Annotated in this window: 12 protein-coding genes; all 12 read left to right on the top strand. The window is 28.9% G+C overall.

Annotated features, from left to right (window positions below; translation table 11 throughout):
* Positions 1-80: 80 nt before the first annotated feature.
* Positions 81-1,136 (top strand): 3-dehydroquinate synthase, encoded by a 1,056-nt coding sequence (gene aroB / locus CMOL_RS03555; RefSeq protein WP_239820708.1) that lies wholly within the window; start codon positions 81-83, stop codon positions 1,134-1,136.
* Complete coding sequence (locus CMOL_RS03550) at positions 1,133-2,683, top strand: mechanosensitive ion channel domain-containing protein (protein ID WP_239820707.1); 1,551 nt, start codon at positions 1,133-1,135, stop codon at positions 2,681-2,683. The genes aroB and CMOL_RS03550 overlap by 4 nt, the downstream gene beginning before the upstream one ends.
* Before the next feature lie 3 nt (positions 2,684-2,686).
* Positions 2,687-3,940, top strand: a complete 1,254-nt coding sequence (mtaB, locus tag CMOL_RS03545) for a tRNA (N(6)-L-threonylcarbamoyladenosine(37)-C(2))-methylthiotransferase MtaB (protein ID WP_200283486.1) — start codon at positions 2,687-2,689, stop codon at positions 3,938-3,940.
* 3 nt (positions 3,941-3,943) lie between these two features.
* Positions 3,944-5,548 carry an AAA family ATPase gene (locus tag CMOL_RS03540; RefSeq protein ID WP_200283490.1) on the top strand — a complete coding sequence of 535 codons (1,605 nt, stop codon included), beginning with the start codon at positions 3,944-3,946 and terminating at the stop codon, positions 5,546-5,548.
* A 223-nt stretch (positions 5,549-5,771) separates the two neighbouring features.
* A complete protein-coding gene (locus CMOL_RS03535; RefSeq protein WP_200283492.1) occupies positions 5,772-6,566 on the top strand; it encodes an HrcA family transcriptional regulator in 795 nt (264 codons plus the stop codon).
* Positions 6,563-7,090, top strand: coding sequence for a nucleotide exchange factor GrpE (grpE, locus tag CMOL_RS03530; protein ID WP_200283495.1), 528 nt, complete (start codon positions 6,563-6,565; stop codon positions 7,088-7,090). The genes CMOL_RS03535 and grpE overlap by 4 nt, the downstream gene beginning before the upstream one ends.
* A gap of 22 nt (positions 7,091-7,112) precedes the next feature.
* The gene (gene dnaK, locus CMOL_RS03525) at positions 7,113-8,981 is read left to right on the top strand and encodes a molecular chaperone DnaK (protein WP_200283514.1); all 1,869 of its coding nucleotides are present in this window, start codon (positions 7,113-7,115) and stop codon (positions 8,979-8,981) included.
* Between the two features lie 117 nt (positions 8,982-9,098).
* Positions 9,099-11,015: an N-6 DNA methylase gene (locus CMOL_RS03520; RefSeq protein ID WP_239820706.1), complete on the top strand. Its 1,917-nt coding sequence runs from the start codon at positions 9,099-9,101 to the stop codon at positions 11,013-11,015.
* On the top strand, positions 11,012-12,334 hold the full coding sequence (locus tag CMOL_RS03515; protein WP_239820705.1) for a restriction endonuclease subunit S: 1,323 nt from the start codon (positions 11,012-11,014) through the stop codon (positions 12,332-12,334). The genes CMOL_RS03520 and CMOL_RS03515 overlap by 4 nt, the downstream gene beginning before the upstream one ends.
* A gap of 10 nt (positions 12,335-12,344) precedes the next feature.
* Positions 12,345-14,063, top strand: coding sequence for an ATP-binding protein (locus CMOL_RS03510; RefSeq protein ID WP_239820704.1), 1,719 nt, complete (start codon positions 12,345-12,347; stop codon positions 14,061-14,063).
* A gap of 15 nt (positions 14,064-14,078) precedes the next feature.
* Positions 14,079-17,012: a type I restriction endonuclease subunit R gene (locus tag CMOL_RS03505; protein WP_239820703.1), complete on the top strand. Its 2,934-nt coding sequence runs from the start codon at positions 14,079-14,081 to the stop codon at positions 17,010-17,012.
* A complete protein-coding gene (locus CMOL_RS03500) occupies positions 17,002-18,012 on the top strand; it encodes an MBL fold metallo-hydrolase (RefSeq protein WP_200281708.1) in 1,011 nt (336 codons plus the stop codon). Before CMOL_RS03505 ends, CMOL_RS03500 begins: the two co-directional genes overlap by 11 nt.
* Positions 18,013-18,020 lie beyond the last annotated feature (8 nt).

The following is an 18,020-nucleotide window of genomic DNA, read 5'->3' as shown; positions in this document are numbered from 1 at the left end:
AACTTTAAGCAAAATAAGAGAATAATTAGTCCTAATTTGATAAAATAAATTTATAAAGAATAAAACAAAAAAGTGAAAAAATGCAAATAAAAGTTAATTTAAAAGAAAATGCGTATAAAGTTTATATTGATGAGTTAGAAAATTTAGAATTTGATACTAAAGTTTTTATACTTTCAAATCCTAAAATTTCAGGACTTCATCTAAAAAAATTATTAAATAAAATTAAAGCTAAAGAAATTTTTATTGCTACAATAAAAGATGGAGAAGAGTATAAAAATTTAAATACTGTAGAAGAAATTTTAAATCAAATGTTTAATTCTAAGCTCGATAGAAAAAGCATTCTAATAAGTTTTGGTGGCGGAGTAATTAGCGATATAGGAGGATTTGTATCAAGTATTTATAAAAGAGGTATTGATTTTATTAATATCCCAACGACGCTTTTAGCTTGTATTGATGCTGCTGTTGGTGGAAAAACTGGAATCAATAATTCTTTTGGAAAAAATCTTATAGGAACTTTTTATCAGCCAAAAGCTGTGTATTGTGAGAGTGAATTTTTAAAAACTTTAGGCGAAAAAGAATTATCTGCTGGTATAGCAGAATTCATTAAGATGGCAGTTATATTTGATAAAAATTTACTCGATTTTATAGAAAGTATAGATGAAAAATCTTTTTTAAATGCAAGATGTGAAAATGAAATTTTTTCTAAAATCATTGCTAAAAGCATAGAACTTAAAGCTAAAGTGGTGGAACAAGATGAAAAAGAAAATCATCTTAGGATGCTTTTAAATTATGGTCATACCTTTGCCCATGTGATAGAAAATTTAACTCAATATAGTGTATATTTACATGGTGAAGCTGTTGCTATAGGTATGAATATGGCAAATCGTTTAGCTTTAAATTTAGAACTTTTAAGCGAAAAAGAATGCCACAGAATCGAAAGAATTTTAAAAAAATTTAATCTACCGACACATTATAAAATCGATAATATCAATGCTTTTTATGAAGCTTTTTTTATGGATAAAAAAAATTCCAATCAAAAATTAAATTTCATTCTTCCTGACTCTTTAGGTAAGGGTTTGATTAAAGATAATATTGATTTAAAAATTATCATTAAAACTTTAAAAGAATTTTCATGAAAAAAATTATTATTTTGGCTTTATTTTTTATCACAGCCTTTGCGGATACTAATCGCACTATTTCTAAGAGCATCCAAGAAAAAATTGATACTTTAAATACGATTATTAATGCAAGTATTTGGAATATAAGATATGAAAATTTTATGAAATATCAAAATATTAACGATGAAATTCTTGTCTTAAATTTGGATCTTAAAAAAACTACAGATATTCTTACACAAGAAGAGATAAAACGCAAAATCAATAATCTAAAAGAACAGCTTAATTTGTTAAAAGAATATAAAGATTTAAATTTTGCTCAAATTCTTAGTGCTCCAAATCATGTTGAAGTTTTACCAAAGCTTACCAATCCTTTAGCTATAATTGGAGCTTTTTCTCATATTAAAAAAATAAGAGGAGAAAAAGAAGAATATCTATCTAAGTTCAATGAATTTAAAAATTTAGTTGATAGGATTAAAGAAAAGAATTTAGAACTTAAAGAATTGGTTGATTTTGATCCAGATCCTAAAAATATACAAGCTTTAAAACAATCTGATCAAAAATTAAAAGAATTTAAACAAATTTTAAATTTTATCAGTACTTCTTATTCTGTATATGAAAAAAAAATTGATGAAGAAATTTCAAGAGTTAGTTCTGAAATTAAACTTCAAACATTAAAAGCAATTAATATTCTTATTTTTATTGTTTTTGTTATTGCTGTTTCGTTTTTGCTTAAATATATTGCTAAAAAATACATCAAAGATAATGAAAGATATTATACAGCAACCAAAATTATTAATTTTATTAATATCAATATTATTTTGCTTATTGTACTTTTTGCTTACATAGAAAATATAAGCTATCTCGTAACGATATTAGGTTTTGCTTCTGCAGGTTTGGCAATTGCTATGAAAGATATGTTTATGTCTATGCTTGGATGGTGTGTAATCGTTTTTGGAGGTAGTTTTAGAGTAGGAGATCGTATTAAAGTTTTTCAAAATGATACTACTTACGTGGGTGATATCATAGATATTTCTTTTTTAAGAATCACTCTTTATGAAGAACTTACATTAGAAACTTACATGAAAAATCGTCGCAGTGGTCGTATTATCTTTATACCAAATAATTACGTTTTTACAAATTTATTGGCTAATTATACTCATCATGGCATGAAAACTATTCTTGATGGTATTGATATTAATATCAGTTTTGATAGCAATATCGAAAAAGCACAAGAAATAGTGGAAAAAATCGTAACTCATCACTCAAAAAAATACACAGAACTTGCAAGAAAAAACATGCATCGTTTGCAAGATGAATATAGTATTAAAAATCCTAAGGTAGATCCTAGGTTTTTTGTATTTTTTGAACATTGGGGGATGAGAATTTCTGCTTGGTATATGACGAGTTCTTATGCAGCCTTAGTGCTTAGAAGTACAATTAGTAAAGAAATTATTAAAGAATTTAAAAAACATAGAGATATAAAAATCGCTTATCCAGCACAAAATTTGTATTTAGATAAAATGGATTTAAATCATAAAATTAAAAATTTTCCCATAAAGGAATAAAGATTGAAAGAAAAAGTTTTTTTTAAAACCTTTGGCTGTAGAACAAATATTTATGATACAGAGCTTTTGAAACGCTATGTGAAAGATTTTGAAATTACCAATGATGAAAAAGAAGCACAAATTGTAGTTGTAAATTCCTGTACGGTTACAAATGGAGCTGATAGCGGAATAAAATCATATATTAATACCATGAAAAAACAGGGGATTAAAGTTATACTTACAGGATGCGGGGCTGTAAGTAAAGGAAAAGAGCTTTTAGAACAAAAGCAAATTTTTGGCGTACTAGGAGCGTCAAATAAAGATAAAATCAATGAATTTTTAAGTGCAAAAACAAGTTTTTATGAGCTCGGAAATTTAAATTTTATAGATAAAGATATAGTTTGTGAGTATGAAAATCACACTAAAGCTTTTGTTAAAATTCAAGAAGGATGCGATTTTGCATGTTCATATTGTATTATTCCTAGTGTAAGAGGTAAATCAAGAAGCGTAGAAGAAAAAGATCTTTTAAAACAAGTAGAAATTCTTGCACAAAATGGTTATTCTGAGATCGTTTTAACAGGGACTAATATAGGATCTTATGGTATAAAAAATGGTACAACCTTAGGAAAACTTTTACAAAAAATGGGAAAAATTTCAGGTATAAAGCGTATAAGACTTGGTAGCTTAGAGCCTGCACAAATTGATGAAAGTTTTTTAGAAATTTTAAATGAAGCTTGGATTGAAAAACATTTGCATATTGCTTTACAACATACCAGTGAAAAAATGCTACGTATTATGAGAAGGCGTTCGCATACTGATAATGATTTAAAACTTTTTGACCATATAGCAAGTAAGGGTTTTGCTTTAGGGACTGATTTTATCGTAGGGCATCCTGGGGAAAGCGAATATATATGGAGTGAAGCTTTAAATCATTTTAAAAATTTTCCACTCACTCATATACACGCTTTTATTTTTAGTCCTAGAAATAATACTCACTCAGCTACCATGAAAGAAGATCTTGTGAGTGGGGATGTGGCCAAAGAAAGATTAAATCTTTTAAAAGATATTGTAGAAAAAAATAATTATGAATTTAGAAAGAAAAATAAAGCTCCACTTGAAATTTTAGTCGAAACTCAAAAAGATGGTCTTTTTGAGGGCTATGACCAATTTTTTAATAAAATAAAAATAAAAAGCGATCGTGATATAGCTAAAGAATGGTTATTAATAGACCGATATGAAATACAAGAAAAATATAATTTTTCAAATTTACAAGGCTAAGAAATGAAAAATAAAAAAATCATACTAATATCTTTTTTGATTTTATGTGTTCTTTTTGGAATTTTATATATTAAAAATGAACCAAAATATATTGATGAAAGTCTTTACCAAAGTCTTTTAAGTCAAAATTTAATCCAAAAAGCTATTATAAATAGTGAAGAAGTTTTGTTAAAAACCAAAGAAGGAAATTATGCAGTTATTAAAGATGGAATAGATCTAAAAACCCTTTTAACTAAAGTTCCAGTTGAGATAAAAAAAGATAATACTTTATGGATAATAAGTATTTTTATTATTTTAATTATTTTATTTTTTCTAATCTTTTCTTTTTTGAAAAAAAAAGAAATTGCCAAATATCCAATTTCTACAAATAAAGCATCCAATTTAAGTCAAAATACTCAATTAGAGAGTTCTAATATCAAGCCCGTAATTTCAAATATAACCTTTAAAGATGTTGCAGGCGTTGATGAAGTAAAAATGGAATTAAGCGAATTGGTAGATTTTTTGCAAAATTCTAAAAAATATAAAGAATTTGGCGTAAAAATGCCTAAAGGAGTTTTGATGGTTGGACCCCCAGGAGTAGGAAAAACTCTCATAGCTAAAGCTGTTGCAGGAGAAGCTGGGGTTCCGTTTTTTTATCAAAGTGGCTCTAGTTTTGTAGAAATTTATGTTGGGATGGGTGCTAAAAGAGTTAGAGAGCTTTTTTCTAAAGCTAAGATGATGGCGCCAAGTATTATTTTTATTGATGAAATTGATGCAGTAGGAAAAGCAAGAGGCGAAATGTCAAATGTTGAAAGAGATAGCACTTTAAATCAGCTTTTAACTCAAATGGATGGTTTTGAAGACAATAATGGCGTTATCGTTATAGCAGCTACAAATAAAATAGAGCTTATGGATCCAGCTTTATTGCGTTCAGGACGTTTTGATAGAAGAATTTTTTTATCTTTGCCTGATTTTAGAGATAGACTTAGAATTTTAAAAATTTATATGAAAGATAAAAATAACAATGTTGATTTAAATAAAATTGCTAAAGCAAGCGTTGGTTTTAGCGGAGCAGGGCTTGAAACTTTAGTTAATGAAGCGGCAATTAATGCCTTACGAAGAAATAGCACTTTGGTTGAAGAAAATGATTTTTATGCTGTGCTTAATAAAGTGCTTATAGGTAAAAAGAAAATTTTAACTTTTAATGACGAAGAAAAGAAAATTCAAGCTACTTATCAAGCCGCTAAAGCTTTAAGTGCGTATTATTTTGATATAGGATTTGAAAAATTTACTCTTATTGAAGATCGCTTTAAAGAATATGAAAAAAATATTAGATCAAAATCTGAACTTATTAATCGTATCAAGGTTTATTTAGCTGGTTCTAGAGCTATGAATTTAATCTACAATGAAAGCTACACAAACTCACAAAATGACTTTTTAAAAATCAAAGAATTACTAGAATATATGGTTAATTTTGATATGATAGAACAGGCTAATTTGGATGAATATAAAAAAGAAGTGGATGAATTCTTAAGTCCTATGAAAGAAAAAATTTTAAAACTATCAGAACTTTTACTTGATCAAGAAAAAATAGAATACAAAGATATCAAACTTTTTATGCAAATTTAATCCCCATAAATTTATAACACATTGAATTTTTTATATTTTCAATGTGTCTTTATATAAGTTAATAAAATATATTGTATAATATTAACTCATAAAACTTTAGTTATATAGACTAAATTAAATTAAGTAAATTTTTTTACATATATACTTGACAAAATAACACTCAAAGTTGTATAATAACCTTAGCAATTAAAAAAGAGAGTGCTAATTTTAAAGGAAGGAAGTTATGAAAAATCACGATAAAAAAGATTTGATTTTAGATTCTATTATCGAAACTTATTTATTAGATAATGTTCCTATAGGTTCTAGCGAACTTAATTTAAATTTATGCATTCCAGCATCAACTATACGCGTTTATTTGAAAAGATTGAGCGATGAAGGATTGATCACTCAACTTCATATAAGTAGCGGTAGAATTCCAACTGTTTTAACAATGCAAAATTATTGGCAAAATTATTGGAAAGAAAAACAAAATGAAAATCTTATTAAGATTACTAATGAGGTTTTTTTAAAAGAATTAAGCAAAGAATTTGAAATTTATTGCTTGGTCTATGGAGGTAGAAATTTAATCTTAAAAGAAATTTTTAATCTCAATGCTAAATTTATAATTTTGGATTTTGAAGATGAAGAACTTGTATTAAAATACACCAAAGAAGCTTGGGAATTTTTAAAAACCTTAATCGGTTTTGATCTTTTTAGCATAGAAAATATAGCTTTAAGAGTTTCTTTTATGGAGCTTGTAGATAAAATAACTTGTTTAAGACAAAATTTGATTTATTATAGAAGCAATGAGGAAAGAGCTTATCAAATTTATCAAAACGATGAATTTGTTAAGCTCTTAGATTGCGGTGTGCACCATTATTTCAAAGATAGCTTAGAATTTGAACCTTTGTTTAAAGAAGGATTTATGGGGCTTAAAGTAGATGGGCAATTTTTGGGCGAAGATGTAAATATTATCTTAGCAGGTAGTGTTTATACTGATTATAAAAAAATATTAAAACAAATAAAGGAGGCAGCGTGAGCGAACAAAAGCAAGAAGTCGAAAATGAAAATTCACAAGAATGCGAAAATTTGCAAGAAGAAAATACATGCAATGAAGAAAATGAACAAGATAAATTGCAAAAAGAATTCGATGAATTAAAAGATAGATATATGCGTGCAAACGCTGAATTTGAAAATATCAAAAAAAGAATGGAAAAAGAAAAAGTTACCGCAATGCTTTATGCTAATGAAGGCTTTGCGAAAGATTTGCTTGATGTTTTAGATGCTTTAGAGGCGGCTTTAAATGTTGAAGCAAAAGATGAAATTAGTTTAAAAATCAAAGAAGGAGTGCAAAATACTTTAGATTTGTTTGTTAAAAAACTTGAAAAAAATGGTATTAAAACCATAGAAGAATTAAAAGACTTTGATCCAAATTTACACGAAGCAATGTTTCATGTAGATAGTGCGGATCATGAAAGCGGAAGTATCGTGCAAGTTTTACAAAAAGGATATAAAATTAACGATCGCGTGATACGCCCAACAAAAGTAAGTGTAGCAAAATAAATTATAATCGAAAGGATAAAAAATGAGTAAAGTTATAGGTATAGATTTAGGAACAACTAATTCTTGTGTTTCTGTTTATGAACGCGGAGAAAATAAAGTAATTCCAAATAAAGAAGGTAAAAACACAACTCCTTCAGTAGTGGCTTTTACTGACAAGGGTGAAATTTTAGTTGGAGATAGTGCAAAGCGTCAAGCTGTAACCAATCCTGAAAAAACTATATATTCTATTAAAAGAATTATGGGTTTGATGATCAACGAAGAAGCAGCTAAAGAAGCTAAAAGCAGACTTCCTTATCATATTACTGAAAGAAATGGAGCTTGTGCAATTGAAATTGCAGGAAAAATTTATACTCCACAAGAAATTTCAGCAAAGGTTTTGATGAAGTTAAAAGAAGATGCTGAAGCTTTCTTGGGCGAAACTGTAGTGGATGCAGTTATCACTGTTCCTGCTTATTTTAATGATGCGCAAAGAAAGGCAACTAAAGAAGCTGGAACCATCGCAGGGCTTAACGTTTTAAGGATTATCAATGAACCAACAGCCGCAGCTTTAGCATATGGACTTGATAAAAAAGATAGCGAAAAAATCGTTGTTTATGATTTGGGTGGTGGTACATTTGATGTTACCGTACTTGAAACAGGCGATAATGTAGTCGAAGTTTTATCAACTGGTGGTAATGCTTTCTTAGGTGGAGATGATTTTGATAATAAATTAATCGATTTTCTTGCAAGTGAATTTAAAAATGAAACAGGAATCGATCTTAAAAATGATGTAATGGCTTTACAACGTTTAAAAGAAGCAGCTGAAAATGCTAAAAAAGAACTTAGCTCAGCTAATGAAACTAACATTAACTTACCATTTATTACAGCTGATGCAAGTGGTCCAAAACACTTAACAAAAACTATCACTAGAGCCAAATTTGAAAGCATGATAGAAAGTTTAGTAGCTGAAACTATTGCTAAAATTAATGAAGTAGTTGATGATGCGGGACTTAAAAAAGATGAAATTAAAGAAATCGTTATGGTAGGGGGATCTACTCGCGTTCCTTTAGTCCAAGAAGAAGTTAAAAAAGCTTTTGGAAAAGATCTTAACAAATCTGTAAATCCTGATGAAGTTGTGGCTATTGGTGCAGCTATCCAAGGTGCAGTTATAAAAGGTGATGTTAAAGACGTGCTTTTACTTGATGTAACTCCACTTTCTTTAGGTATTGAAACTTTAGGTGGTGTGATGACTAAGATCATAGAAAAAGGCACAACCATCCCAACCAAAAAAGAGCAAGTTTTCTCAACTGCAGAAGATAATCAAAGTGCCGTAACTATCAATGTTTTACAAGGTGAAAGAGAATTCAGCCGTGACAATAAATCTTTAGGAAATTTCAATCTTGAAGGAATTCCGCCAGCACCACGCGGTATGCCACAAATTGAAGTAACTTTTGATATCGATGCAAATGGTATTTTAACCGTTTCTGCTAAAGATAAAGCAACAGGTAAAGCACAAGAGATTAAAATCACAGGTTCAAGCGGTCTAAGTGAAGAAGAAATCGAAAAAATGGTAAAAGATGCAGAACTTCACAAAGAAGAAGATAAAAAACGTAAAGAAGCTGTAGATGCAAGAAATGCAGCAGATAGCTTAGCGCATCAAGTTGAAAAATCTTTAAATGAGCTTGGAGAAAAAGTTCCAGAAGATGAAAAAGCAAATATACAAAAAGCTTTAGATGATCTAAGAGAGACTTTAAAAAATGAAAATTCAAGCAAAGAAGAAATCGAAAGCAAAATGAAAGCTTTAAGCGAAGTTTCTCACAAATTAGCTGAAAATATGTATAAAAAAGATGATGCACAAGCTAACGATAAAAAGAAAAAAGACGATGATGTTATCGATGCTGAAGTAGAATAATCTTCTTTATATCTTCACGCCAAGCTATTTTTTAGCTTGGCCTTTAAAATTCAAATATTTTTTAAATGACTTTTAGCAAAATTTTCCTATAATTCTTTTTATTTTTAAGGGAATTTTATGGATACAGCTCGTTTTCAACCAATCATAAATTTCATATGGGGAGTAGCAGACGATTTGCTTCGCGATGTTTATGTTAAGGGAAAATATCGCGATATTATCTTGCCTATGACTGTTTTAAGAAGAGTGGATGTGATTTTAGAGCCTACAAAAGATAAGATTTTAGATCTTTACGAGCAATTTAAAGATAAAATAGATAGTTTTGATTTTTTAGGTATGAGCACAGGCAATGGCTTAGGCTTTTATAATTATTCTAAATTTACCTTGCAAACTCTTTTAAATGATCCTAAAAATATAAGAGTAAATTTTGAAAATTACCTTGATGGCTTTAGTGAAAATATCAAAGATATCATTTCCAAATTTGAATTTAAAAATCAGCTAGATAGATTGGAAAATGCCAATATTCTTTTTGGTGTTATAGAAAGATTTTGCTCGCCTAAGATAAATTTATCCATAGCACCTATACTAGATAGCAAAGGCAATGTTATACAAGAAGGCTTAAGTAACCTTGGTATGGGATATGTTTTTGAAGAACTCATTCGTAAATTTAACGAAGAAAACAACGAAGAAGCAGGGGAGCACTTTACCCCAAGAGAAATTATAGATCTTATGACACATCTTGTATTTTTACCCGTAAAAGAACAAATCAACAAACCAGATAAGATTTTTCTCATCTATGACAATGCCTGCGGAAGTGGTGGAATGCTAACCGAATCAAAAGAATTCATCACAGATCCTCAAGGCCTCATACAATCTAAAGCAAAAATTTATCTCTATGGACAAGAGATCAACCCAGAAACTTACGCCATATGTAAAGCCGATATGCTGATAAAAGGCGAAGATCCTAACAATATCAAATACGGCTCAACCTTAAGCGATGATCAGCACAAAGAGACAAAATTTGATTTTATGCTGACCAATCCACCTTATGGAAAATCTTGGGAAAACGATCAAAAAATTCTAAGGGTTGAAAAGAAAGGCTCAAATTCAATTTGCGATGATCCTAGATTTAGCGTAGGTATCACAAGCAAAAGTGATGGGCAAATGATGTTTTTGCTAAATATGCTTAGCAAAATGAAATTTGATACTTCTATAGGTTCACGTATCGCTAGTGTGCATAATGGTAGCTCGCTTTTTAATTCTGATAGCGGTATGGTGGCCATTAGAAAACATATCATTGAAAATGATTATCTAGAGGCTATAATCGCACTACCTACAAATATGTTTTACAATACAGGAATTCCGACTTTTATTTGGATCCTTGCCAATAAAAAACCAAAACACAAAAGAGGTAAAATTCAGCTTATCAACGCAACAAGCCAAAAGTATTATTCTAAGATGAAAAAATCTTTGGGTTCAAAACAAAATGAGATGACAAAAGAACACTTAGAAAAAATCACTGAATTATTTTTGGAAAACATCAGCAATGAAGACAGCAAAATTTTAGACAATATCGAATTTGGTTATACTAAAATCACTATAGAAAAGCCAAAAAGTATCGAAAATTTAGAGCTTGATGAAAGATTTGCAAAACTTAAAGATAAAGACAAAATTTTAGAAAAATTAAAAGAATTGGAAAAAAATCCTAAAGAATTTGAAAGTAAAGAAGAATTTATAAAATTTCTAGGCGTAAAACTCAAAAAAAGTGAAGAAAATTGTCTTATAGATAACGATAAAACCAACAATACAGAAAAAATTCCACTCAAGCAAGATATACGCGAGTATTATGAAAATGAAGTAAAACCTTATGTAAAAAATTCTTGGATCGCTTGGGAAAGTGCAAGCGTAGGGTATGAAATACTTTTTAACAAATATTTTTACACCTACACACCACCAAGAAGTTTGGACGAGATAGACAACGAACTAAGAGCCTTAGAAAAAGAAGTTCAGGAACTTTTAGGCGAGATCATGCAATGAAAAATTTAAAAAATAGCGGCATAGAATGGCTTGGCGAAATTCCAGAACATTGGGAGATAAAAAGATTACGTTATGTAGGATATATTTTTGGAGGACTTACGGGCAAAACTGCCAAAGATTTTAATCGAGAATATCAAAAAGGATTTAAGCCTTATATCACTTTTACAAATGTATGCAATAATATAATAATTGATTCAAATAAAATGGAATATGTAAGCATAGGTGATTTGGAAACTCAAAATAAAGTATTGAAAAATGATATTTTATTTCTACAGACTAGCGAAACATTTGATGATATCGGAAAAACCGCTATTTATTTAGATGATAAAGAAGTTTATTTAAATACTTTTTGCAAGGGATTTAGGGTTGAAAAATCGGCTTATCCCTTATTTTTAAATTATATTTTCATCAGCTTAACTTATAAGAGATATTTTCTATCCAATTGCAGTGGTTTTACGAGAATTAATTTAAGACAAGAACATCTTTTAGATATTCCATTAATACTTCCGCCATTAAAAGAGCAAGAGCAAATCGCAAATTTCTTGGATGAAAAATGCGAAAAAATCCAAAATTTTATAGAGAAAAAAGAAAAACTCCTCTCGCTTTTGCAAGAACAAAAACAAGCCTTGATAAATGAAACCATCACCAAAGGGCTTGATAAAAATGTAAAATTAAAAAACAGCGGTATAGAATGGCTTGGCGAAATTCCAGAACATTGGGAAATGGTTAGACTTGCAAATTTTGGAATATTTCTTAAAGGAAATGGAATATCACGACAAGATTTAATCGAAGATGGGGAGCCTGCTATTCATTATGGAGATATTTATACAAAGTATGAAATCAGCACCACAGCTTTAAAATCTAGAATTTCTACAGAAACAGCACAAAATATAACATCTATACATAATGGAGATATTCTTTTTGCCGGTTCAGGGGAAACTAAAGAAGATATAGGAAAAAATATTGTTTATCTAGGCAAAGAAAAAGCATTTGCGGGTGGAGATGTGATTATTTTTAGACAAAAGAAAAATAATGCTTTATTTCTTTCTTATGCGTTAAATACAAAATATGTTAAATCTTTAAAAGGTATTGACTCTAAAGGGGAAATTATAGTTCATATATATGCTTCAAATTTAAAAGATATCAAAATTCCTATCCCACCATTAAAAGAGCAAGAGCAAATCGCAAATTTCTTAGATGAAAAATGCGAAAAAATCGACTCTCTTATAACAAAAATCAAAAAGCAAATCGAACTCATAAAAGAATACAAAACCACACTCATAAACGAAGCCGTCTGCGGCAGAATGGATTTAAAGTAAAGGAGAAAAGATGTATTTAGAAAAAATGATTGTTAAAAATATCTCTGCTATAAAAAATCTTGAATTTACTGCTAGTTTCACTGAAGAAGGAAATCCAAAACCTATAGTAATTGTCGGTAAAAATGGGAGTGGTAAGACTACTTTGCTTTCAAATGTTATAGATAGTTTTTATGAAATTGTCGCTAAATTGTTTAATAATGTTGCTAAGATGGAAAATGCTAATAGAAAATTTTATAAAATAAATGGCGGTTTAAATCTTAGTTTTAATGAGGATAAAGGCTTTGCAATAATAAAATATAAAAGTAAAAATATAGAAAAACCTATAGAATATATAGATTATGTTAATTGTGATACTGATGATATTAAAAATTTTTGCTCTTTTAATTTAGAAACAAAGTTTGGTAAAGAAACTACTTATTTTGATGCAAATAGCATAGAAAAATTGCGACAAGAATGGCATACTCAAGCACATTATTACCAACCTGCAAATAGATATGAAGAACCTTTTTGGAAAAATCCGAATTTTGATGTAAATTTCAAAGAAAAAAAATTTTATAATGATGTGTATAATAAAGAATTAGAAATCGTAACTTCAGTTGAAAAAAATTATTCTTATATCTTGGATATAGTCTTAGATATAATGGCTCAAAATGGAAAAGATGAGAATATATGGCAAGCAATCAATAAAATTTTACAAGAAATTAAGCAAGATGAAGCTTTACATTTTAGTATAGGTCCTAGAAATTTCAATAGTAGAATTGCAATTCGTAAAAATCAAGAATTTTTTCTAAAGAATATCAAACAACTTTCTTTAGGAGAGCTCACACTTTTAAATTTGTTTATCAATATCGTAAGACATACAGATTCATCTAATAAAAGCATTGATCAACTTGAAGGGATAGTTGCTATCGATGAAATTGATGTGCATTTACATAGTAATTTGCAAAGTGAAGTTTTACCTAGTTTAATTAAATTATTTCCAAAAATTCAATTTATTATCACAACTCATTCTCCGCTTTTTGTTTTAGGTATGCAAAAAGAATTTAAAGATGATGGTTTTGATTTGCTTGAAATGCCAAGTGGCATAAGGATAAGTGCGGAAAGATTTAGTGAATTTCAAAAAGCTTACGAAGCATTTACAAAAACAAAGACTTTTGAAGAAGATATAAATAATAAAATAAAATCTATGCAAAAACCTATAGTTTTTGTGGAGGGTAAAACCGATGTTAAATATATTAAAAAAGCAATTGAAATTTTTAATAGAAATGATTTAAGTGAAAAAATAGAGATAGAACAAATTGGATTTGAAAATAAAAATGGTGCTAAAAATTCAAATAATAAGGCACTTTTTGGTGCGGAAAAATTTTTAGAAGCTAATCAAAATTTTTTAAAAAATAAAGTTTTAATATTGCATGATCCAGAAGAAAATAAAGCTCAAAAAAGATGGATTGGAAAAAAACTAAGAATTAATAAAATGCCACTTTTTGAAGGAAATTTTTTCAATAAAGGAATAGAAAATCTTTTTAAGTGTGATTTGTTTGAAAAATTCTTAGAAAAACATAATCAAAATGACACCATTAGCATCATAAAAAATAATGATAAAATCATAAATCGTCAAATAAATAATAAACAAGAAATGTGCGATTGGATTTGCAAACATGGAACAGAAGAAGATTTTGAAAATTTTAAGGTAATTTTAAAAATTATTGATGAGTTTTTAGAAAAATAAGTTTAAGGATTAACAATGACTAATTACCAAGAAAAAGATTTTGAAGAATTTATAGAATCATACCTGATAAACCAAAATGGCTATATAAAAAGAAGCTCTCAAGATTATGATAAAAATTTAAGTCTTGATGTAGAGCTTTTTGAAAAATTTTTACAAGCTACGCAAAATAAAGCATTAGAAGAGCTTAAAAAGCGTTTAGGTGAAGACTATAAAAAAGAAATTTATAAGCGTGTTTCTTCACAAATTCAAAATCAAGGTATGCTTAAAGCTTTGCAAACTTATGTAGAGATCAAAGGGGTAAAAATCCATCTAGCCTTTTCAAAGCCAAATACCGATGCAAATGAGCAAAGTTTGTATAATTATACACAAAATATTTTTTCGGTTGTTCGTCAATTGTATTATAGCACTTACAATAAAAACTCACTCGATATGGTGATATTTTTAAACGGCCTACCCATCATCACCTTAGAACTTAAAAATTACCTTACCGGACAAAATGTATATGATGCTATAAATCAATACAAAGAAGATAGGGATCCAAAAGAGCCTATATTTAGTCATTCTATCATACATTTTGCTCTAGATAGTGATCTTTGTTATATGAGCACTAAGCTACAAAAAAATGCTACGAAATTTTTACCTTTCAATCGCGGATTAAATAACTCAAGCGGTAAAATAGGGCTACCAAGCGGAGCTGGTAACCCGCCAAGTGAAGGGATGAAAACGGCATATTTATGGGAAGAGATCTTTAAAAAAGATACTTTAATGGATTTGTTTTTTAATTTTGCGCAAATTTTAAAAGATAAAGATGCAATAATATTTCCTCGATATCATCAATTTGATCTTGTTAAAAAACTGCTTAAAGATCTTAAAGAAAATGGAGTAGGAAAACGCTACTTGATCCAACACAGTGCAGGAAGTGGAAAGAGTAATTCTATAGCTTGGCTTGCACACAATCTTGTAAGCTTACATAGAATGCAAAATGAGAAATTAAAAAATGTTTTTGATACTACCATAGTAGTAACTGATAGAAAAATTCTTGATCGACAAATTCAAGACACGATCAAAACTTTTGAAAACAAACAAGGCGTAGTAGAGGCGATAACACAAGGAAGCAAACAGCTTAAAAGTGCCTTAGAAGAGGGTAAAAAGATCATCATCACTACTATTCAAAAATTTCCATATATCTTAGATGAAGTCAAAGAATTTAAAGATAAAAATTTTGCCATTATCATCGATGAAGCACATTCTAGCCAAGGTGGAAAAAATACAGAAAAAATGTCAGAGGTTATTAGAAGCAAAAGTGCTGAAGAAAATGAGAATTTAGAAGATGAGATTATCGAGCTTATCAAAAGTAAAAAATTTCAACCTAACGCATCATATTTTGCATTTACAGCGACACCAAAATCAACAACTTTAGAAATGTTTGGAAATGCTTGTATGGTTGATGGCATTAAACAATTTATTCCTTTTCATCTTTATCCTATGAAACAAGCTATAGAAGAGAAGTTTATACTTGATGTGCTTAAAGGATACACCACTTATAAAAGTTACTATAAAATCGTATCAAATACAAATGAAAATCCAAAATACGATAAAAAACGAGCCAATGCAAAATTAAAAGCCTATGTGCAAGGCAATATCGAAGCCATAGAAGAAAAGTCAAAAATCATGATCGAGCATTTCTTTCAAAATAGCTTTAAAAAGATCGCAGCAAAAGCAAAAGCTATGGTTGTTACTAGCTCAAGAGAAAATGCTGTGAAGTATTATTTGACTTTTAAAAGGTATTTAAGCCAATATTATCCTCAATTTAAAGCCATAGTAGCTTTTTCTGGGGATTTAAATTTTGAAGGTGAAACTTATAGCGAAAGTTCTTTAAATGGTTTTTCAGAATCTATCTTAAAAGAAGAATTTAAAAAAGATGAGTATCGTTTTTTAATCGTTGCACAAAAGTATCAAACCGGATTTGATGAACCGCTTTTGCATACAATGTATGTTGATAAAGCCTTAAGTGGAATCAGTGCCGTTCAAACCTTATCAAGGCTTAATAGAATTTGCCAAAATAAATTTGATACTTTTGTTTTAGATTTTGTCAATACTCATGAAGATATAGAAAAATCTTTTAGTGTTTTTTATGAACAAACTTATTTATTTAAAGATATAGATAGTGAGGATAAAATTTATGATCTTAAAGCAGAGCTCAATAGCTATGAAATTTATACTCAGATAGAAATTGACGATTTTGCTAGTGCTATTTTAAGAAAAGAAAGAGAAAATATCATCCATGCTAAATTAGATCAAATGATAATGCGTTTTAATGCAAAAGATGAAGAAGTAAAAATAGATTTTTACAATAAAGCAAAAAAATACATCAATGCATATTCTTTTCTTGCGCAAGTTTTGCCTTATGAAGATAGTGAATTAGAAAAACTTAATATCTTACTTAAAAAACTTATTTCTAAGATCATCTTACCAAAAGCACAAGCTATGGGTGAAATTTTAGATAATATAAGCTTAGAAGCTTATCGCATAGAGCTTGAAGCAACCAAAGATATCATTTTAAAAGGCAATGGAGAACTAAAGCCTAACATGCTTAATACTTCCAATAAACCTCAAAGTCAATTAGAAGAACTTCTTAATATTATAAAAGAATTCAATACCAAGCAAGGCGGTATAAATTTTAAAGAAGAAAATGAAAGAGCAGAAATTCTTTATAATATTAAAAATAAAATTGTAGAAAATGAAGAAGATCGCAATTCTTTAAAATCCGCAGATATCCAAAATGCTCATATTAGATTTAAAGAAATTTTTAATGAACAATTTCAAAAGGTCTTGTTTTTAAATTCGGTTTTTTTCAATGAATTTAACAATAATTCCAATTTTAAAGATAAGATTATAAATAAAATGTTTAATATGATCCGCGAAGAAATTAAAGAACATGTATTATAAATTTGATCTTTGCGATGGCAAAGAAAGACTCAAAGCTAAAAGAGTGCAAGGCAAATACGAAATATTTCTAAATGAAAATAACAAAAGTCATGCGGGATTTAAGGTTTCTTTTAAAGAAATTTTGAAGTATTATTTTCTTTACCCTAAAAATGCCATTGCTCCTTTTAAACTTCCTTTTTATAAACCCAATTTAAGCGATTTTAATTCACCTCATATTACTTGGTTGGGGCATTCTTCGATTTTTGTAAGTTATAAAGAGTATAAAATTTTAATTGATCCTATTTTTAATACTCACGCTTCACCTTTTTCTTTTATAAACCGTGCTTTTAAAAATGCTCCTGTTTATAGTGCGGATGATTTTAGTGAAATTTTTGCAGTGATTATAACGCATTCTCATTTTGATCATTTGGATGCAAAAAGCATAAAGTCCTTAAAAGATAAAGCGAAATTTTTTATCACACCTTTAAAAGTAGGAAATTATCTTAAAAGCTATGGAGTGAGTGAAAAAAAGATCATAGAGCTTGATTGGTGGGAAGGCATTGCATTTAATGATTTAAATATCATCGCAACACCTTCACAACATAGCTCTAGTCGTGGAGATGGTAAAAATAAAACCCTTTGGGCTTCTTTTGTGATGGAATTTAAAAGCGTAGATAAAAAAGTATTTTTTAGTGGCGATGGTGGATATTTTACACATTTTAAAAGAATTGGAGAATATTTTAAAGAATTTGATCTTGTTTGTCTTGAAAGCGGACAATTTAATAAAGCTTGGCCTTTTTCGCATTCTTTTCCAGATCAAATTTTACAAGAAGCAAAAGATCTAAATGCAAAAGCTTTAATGCCTATACATTGGGGAAGATTTTTAGCAGGAACTCATGCTTGGAATGAGGTTGTAGAATTTCTTTATAAAAATCTTGATATAGCTTTTATAACGCCAAAAATGGGAGAAAGTTATAAAATAGGCGATGAGTTTAAGCAGGATTTTTGGTGGAGACAATAAAGGAGAAT

This window comes from Campylobacter sp. RM10537, from assembly GCF_022369435.1.
Lineage (GTDB): Bacteria > Campylobacterota > Campylobacteria > Campylobacterales > Campylobacteraceae > Campylobacter_D > Campylobacter_D molothri.
This window is presented reverse-complemented; position numbering and strand designations above follow the sequence as displayed.

What these genes read in the sequence shown, in the direction of transcription:
- aroB (WP_239820708.1), top strand. Translation starts at nt 81, where the DNA reads ATGCAAATAAAAGTTAATTTAAAAGAAAATGCGTATAAAGTTTATATT.
- CMOL_RS03550 (WP_239820707.1), top strand. Translation starts at nt 1,133, where the DNA reads ATGAAAAAAATTATTATTTTGGCTTTATTTTTTATCACAGCCTTTGCG.
- CMOL_RS03540 (WP_200283490.1), top strand. Translation starts at nt 3,944, where the DNA reads ATGAAAAATAAAAAAATCATACTAATATCTTTTTTGATTTTATGTGTT.
- CMOL_RS03535 (WP_200283492.1), top strand. Translation starts at nt 5,772, where the DNA reads ATGAAAAATCACGATAAAAAAGATTTGATTTTAGATTCTATTATCGAA.
- dnaK (WP_200283514.1), top strand. Translation starts at nt 7,113, where the DNA reads ATGAGTAAAGTTATAGGTATAGATTTAGGAACAACTAATTCTTGTGTT.
- CMOL_RS03520 (WP_239820706.1), top strand. Translation starts at nt 9,099, where the DNA reads ATGGATACAGCTCGTTTTCAACCAATCATAAATTTCATATGGGGAGTA.
- CMOL_RS03515 (WP_239820705.1), top strand. Translation starts at nt 11,012, where the DNA reads ATGAAAAATTTAAAAAATAGCGGCATAGAATGGCTTGGCGAAATTCCA.
- CMOL_RS03510 (WP_239820704.1), top strand. Translation starts at nt 12,345, where the DNA reads ATGTATTTAGAAAAAATGATTGTTAAAAATATCTCTGCTATAAAAAAT.
- CMOL_RS03505 (WP_239820703.1), top strand. Translation starts at nt 14,079, where the DNA reads ATGACTAATTACCAAGAAAAAGATTTTGAAGAATTTATAGAATCATAC.
- CMOL_RS03500 (WP_200281708.1), top strand. Translation starts at nt 17,002, where the DNA reads ATGTATTATAAATTTGATCTTTGCGATGGCAAAGAAAGACTCAAAGCT.